The sequence below is a fragment of the Stenotrophomonas lacuserhaii genome (assembly GCF_039674585.1).
Classification (GTDB): domain Bacteria; phylum Pseudomonadota; class Gammaproteobacteria; order Xanthomonadales; family Xanthomonadaceae; genus Stenotrophomonas; species Stenotrophomonas pennii_A.
Map to the genome: position 1 here is coordinate 1 of NZ_JBDJNU010000082.1, position 4,034 is coordinate 4,034.

Below are 4,034 nucleotides of genomic sequence, written 5' to 3' on the forward strand. Positions count from 1 at the left end.
GTGGGGCTGGGCGGGGGCGTTGAGCGCCATGGATGGCGCGAAACGAGGCCCGCATGGATGCAGTTTTTGCCGTCCCCCGACCAGCCCCACCGCCCGGCCCAAACCCAGCTGCGGCTTTCAAGCCACCCGCGAGGGGTCATCACCCGTTCGACCGCCCACCAATCGCACGGCGCGCGCCCAATTTGCCGCATAATCGCCAGATGACCGAACACCGCATCATTGGCGCCGACGCCACCCGCGAGGATGACGCCGTCGATGCCAGCATCCGCCCCAAACGCATGGCCGATTACCTCGGCCAGGTGCCGGTGCGCGAGCAGATGGACATCTACATCCAGGCCGCCAAGGCGCGCGGCGATGCGCTGGACCACGTGCTGATCTTCGGGCCGCCGGGACTGGGCAAGACCACCCTCAGCCATGTCATCGCCAATGAACTGGGCGTGGCGCTGCGGGTGACTTCCGGCCCGGTGATCGAAAAGGCCGGCGACCTGGCTGCGCTGCTGACCAACCTGCAGCCGCACGATGTGCTGTTCATCGATGAAATCCACCGCCTGTCGCCGGTGGTCGAGGAAGTGCTGTACCCGGCGATGGAAGACTTCCAGATCGACATCATGATCGGCGAGGGCCCCGCGGCGCGTTCGATCAAGCTCGACCTGCCGCCCTTCACCCTGGTCGGGGCGACCACCCGGGCCGGCCTGCTTACCGCGCCGTTGCGCGACCGCTTCGGCATCGTGCAGCGGCTGGAGTTCTATACCGCCGAAGAACTGACGCGCATCGTGCGCCGCTCGGCGAAGATCCTCGGCATCGACTGCACCGCCGACGGGGCAGGGGAGATCGCACGCCGCTCGCGCGGTACCCCGCGCATCGCCAACCGGCTGCTGCGGCGCGTGCGCGATTACGCCCAGGTCAAGGCCAACGGCCACATCGACCAGGACGTGGCGCAGGCCGCGATGGTGATGCTGAAGGTCGACCCGGAAGGCTTCGACGAGCTCGACCGGCGCTTCCTGCGCACCTTGGTGGACTACTTCGATGGCGGCCCGGTGGGCGTGGAATCGATGGCCGCTGCGCTGTCCGAAGAACGCGGCACGCTGGAAGACGTGGTCGAACCCTACCTGATCCAGCAGGGCTTCCTGGTGCGCACCGCGCGTGGCCGGATGGCCACGCATCGCGCGTATCGCCATCTGGGACTGAAGCCGAAGGCCCCCCCGGTAGACCTTTTCGCCGAGCAATCCGACAATGAGTGAGCCGCGGTTCAGTTGGCCGACACGCATTTACTGGGAAGATACCGACGCAGGTGGGGTGGTCTACCACGCCCGCTACGTGGCTTTCATGGAGCGGGCGCGTACCGAGTGGATGCGCGCGCTGGGCTTCGGCCAGGAGCGCATGCGCAGCGAACACGGCATGGTGTTCGCGGTCCGCTCGATGGAAATGGACTTCATCAAGCCGGCGCGGCTGGACGATGCGCTGCAGGTGACCGCCACGCTGGTGCAGTGCCGACGCGCCAGCATGGTCTTTGCCCAGCAGGTGCTGCGCGATGGCCTGGTGCTGCTGGACGCGCAGGTCCGGATCGCCGCACTGGACGCGGCATCCTTCCGCCCGCGCGGCATGGACGATGCCCTGCTGGCGGTGCTGAAGTCCCACGAACACCCCGATACCCAACACAATCCTGATTTGCAGACTGAGGAACAACGATGATCGCAATGCTTCTGGGCCTGCAGGCCACGGTGGTCGAGGCGCTGCCGGAGGACGTCACCAGCGCCGCCGCCGAAACCGCCGTACAGGCCTCGCGCAGCGGCATCAATTACTGGGAGCTGATGACCAAGGCCAGCATCCCGGTGATCATCATCGTGCTGCTGCTGCTGGCCGGTTCGTTCATCAGCTGGGTGATCATCTTCCGCAAGGCCCGCGTGTTCTCGCAGGCCACCCGTGAAGCGGATGAGTTCGAGAACCGCTTCTGGTCCGGCGCCGACCTGGCCAAGCTGTACTCCTCCGCCACCGACCGCAACCGCAGCGTGGGCGGCCTGGAAGCCATCTTCGAAGCCGGTTTCCGCGAGTACAACCGTCTGCGCGATCGTCGCGGGCTGGACGGCCGTGCCCTGCTGGAAGGCGCGCAGCGTGCCATGCGCACCACTTACACCCGCGAAGTGGACCGCCTGGAGCGCAACCTGGAGCTGCTGGCCAACATCGGCTCCACCGCCCCCTACGTGGGCCTGGTCGGCACCGTGTTCGGCATCATGGTGACCATGCACGACATGATCAACAGCGGTGAGCAGGCCGGCATCGCGTCGGTGGCGCCGGGCATTTCCGAAGCCCTGTTCGCTACCGCCATCGGCCTGTTCGTGGCCATCCCCGCCGTGTGGGCCTACAACCGGTTCACCACGCGCGTGGAGCGCATGGCGGTGCGGTTCGAAACCTTCGCCGATGAGTTCAGCTCCATCCTGCAGCGCCAGACCGGCGCAGACGACTGAGCCCAGGCGAGGAGCCCACCATGAGTGCCATCGGTCGCCGCAAGCGGCGCAAGCTCAAATCCGAAATCAACGTCGTGCCGTACATCGACGTCATGCTCGTGCTGTTGATCATCTTCATGGTCACCGCGCCGCTGCTGACGCTGAGCTTCGAAGTTGAACTGCCCCGTTCCAACGCCAAGGCGCTGGAGAGCAAGCAGGATCCGATCGTCGTTTCCGTGCGCGAGGACGGCCAGCTGAGCCTGAAGCTGTCCGACGAAAAGCAGCCTACGGCGATGTCCGCCGAAGAGATGCAGGCCCGGCTGGGCGGCATCGTGGCGCAGGACAAGACGGTCCGCGTGATCGTCGCCGCCGACCGTGCCGTGGCCTATGAAAAGGTCGTGGCGGCAATGGACGTGCTGAAGCGCGCGAACGTGGAAAAGGTTGGCCTGGCCACCGATGCACAGTGACGCCCTGCCGCCGCCGCGCGACGAAGAACAGGGCTGGGCCTGGCCGGTAAGCCTTGCCGCGCTGGTCCACCTGCTGCTTGCGCTGGTCTTCATCGTGGCCTGGCTGTGGTCGCCCGAGCGCAACACCGAAGCCGCTGCCGGGGACCCGGCGGTGCAGGCCGACATGGCCCTGTCCAGCGCCGAGGCGTCGGCGGCGCGGCAGGCGCTGCGCCAGTCCGAGCGCCTGGAAACCCTGCCCGAGCCGATCCCCGAGCCCATCGCCGAGCCCGAACCGATCCCGGAAGACACCATTCCGCCGCCGCAGCCGACCCCCGAACCGCGCCCGATGGACGCGCCCACGCCGCAGCAGTCGCAGGCGCAGGAGCGCGTGGCCCAGCCGGACAAGGTCGACCAGGACGCGGTCAGCGCGCTGGCCATTTCGCAGGAAAAGGCCAAGCAGGAGCAGGAGGCGAAGCGGCGCCAGGAGCAGATCGACCTGACCGAGCGCAAGCGCCAGGAAGAGGCCGAACAGCGTGCCCGGCTGGCCAGGCAGCAGGAAGCGGACCGGCAGAAGAAGATCGCCGAGGACGAGCGCAAGGCCAACGAAACCAAGGCCGAGGCGGACAAGCAGAAGAAGATCGCCGAGCTGCGTTCGCGCCGTGAGCAGGCCGAGAAGGAAGCCAGGCTGGCCGAGCAGCGGCTGCGCCAGGTGGCGGCCGCGCGCAACGCGGCGGCCGCGTCCAATGCCAGTGCCAGCAGCAGCGCGGCCTCGCAGCCGGCGGGTGGGGCAGGCGGTACCAGTGACGACCTGACCGCCAAGTACGCCGCGGCAATCCAGGCCAAGGTGCAGGACGCGTGGATCCGTCCGGACAACATCGCCTCCGGCCAGCGCTGCCAGATCGTGATCACCCAGCTGCGCGGTGGCCGCGTGCTGTCGGCCAAGGTCGGCGCCAGCTGTCCCTACGACGAGGCCGGCAAGCGCTCGATCGAAGCGGCGGTGTTGAACGCCCAGCCGCTGCCGTATGCGGGGTTCGAGCAGGTGTTCAACCGCGAGCTGATCCTCAACTTCCGCCCGGATTGAGCCGTGCCGGTGGGGGTGGCACGGTTGGGGTCACCCGGGGGGCCGGGGGCGGGGGAGGGCCCA

Annotated in this window: 5 protein-coding genes; all 5 read left to right on the plus strand. The window is 67.8% G+C overall.

Going from position 1 to position 4,034, the window contains the following annotated elements:
• Positions 1-200: 200 nt before the first annotated feature.
• From ruvB to tolA, 5 genes are read left to right on the plus strand one after another with little or no spacing between them, the layout of a single operon-like run.
• Positions 201-1,241 (plus strand): Holliday junction branch migration DNA helicase RuvB, encoded by a 1,041-nt coding sequence (gene ruvB, locus ABE522_RS17400; protein WP_042613825.1) that lies wholly within the window; start codon positions 201-203, stop codon positions 1,239-1,241.
• Positions 1,234-1,692 carry a tol-pal system-associated acyl-CoA thioesterase gene (gene ybgC, locus ABE522_RS17405; RefSeq protein WP_346592774.1) on the plus strand — a complete coding sequence of 153 codons (459 nt, stop codon included), beginning with the start codon at positions 1,234-1,236 and terminating at the stop codon, positions 1,690-1,692. The genes ruvB and ybgC overlap by 8 nt, the downstream gene beginning before the upstream one ends.
• Positions 1,689-2,465 (plus strand): protein TolQ, encoded by a 777-nt coding sequence (gene tolQ / locus ABE522_RS17410; protein ID WP_346592775.1) that lies wholly within the window; start codon positions 1,689-1,691, stop codon positions 2,463-2,465. Before ybgC ends, tolQ begins: the two co-directional genes overlap by 4 nt.
• A gap of 20 nt (positions 2,466-2,485) precedes the next feature.
• The gene (tolR, locus tag ABE522_RS17415) at positions 2,486-2,911 is read left to right on the plus strand and encodes a protein TolR (protein ID WP_346592776.1); all 426 of its coding nucleotides are present in this window, start codon (positions 2,486-2,488) and stop codon (positions 2,909-2,911) included.
• Positions 2,901-3,971, plus strand: a complete 1,071-nt coding sequence (gene tolA / locus ABE522_RS17420; RefSeq protein WP_346592777.1) for a cell envelope integrity protein TolA — start codon at positions 2,901-2,903, stop codon at positions 3,969-3,971. Before tolR ends, tolA begins: the two co-directional genes overlap by 11 nt.
• Positions 3,972-4,034: the final 63 nt, after the last annotated feature.

Bases quoted from the DNA above. Each gene is read 5' to 3' on its own strand.
- ruvB (WP_042613825.1), top strand. From the start codon at position 201: ATGACCGAACACCGCATCATTGGCGCCGACGCCACCCGCGAGGATGAC.
- tolQ (WP_346592775.1), top strand. From the start codon at position 1,689: ATGATCGCAATGCTTCTGGGCCTGCAGGCCACGGTGGTCGAGGCGCTG.
- tolR (WP_346592776.1), top strand. From the start codon at position 2,486: ATGAGTGCCATCGGTCGCCGCAAGCGGCGCAAGCTCAAATCCGAAATC.
- ybgC (WP_346592774.1), top strand. From the start codon at position 1,234: ATGAGTGAGCCGCGGTTCAGTTGGCCGACACGCATTTACTGGGAAGAT.
- tolA (WP_346592777.1), top strand. From the start codon at position 2,901: ATGCACAGTGACGCCCTGCCGCCGCCGCGCGACGAAGAACAGGGCTGG.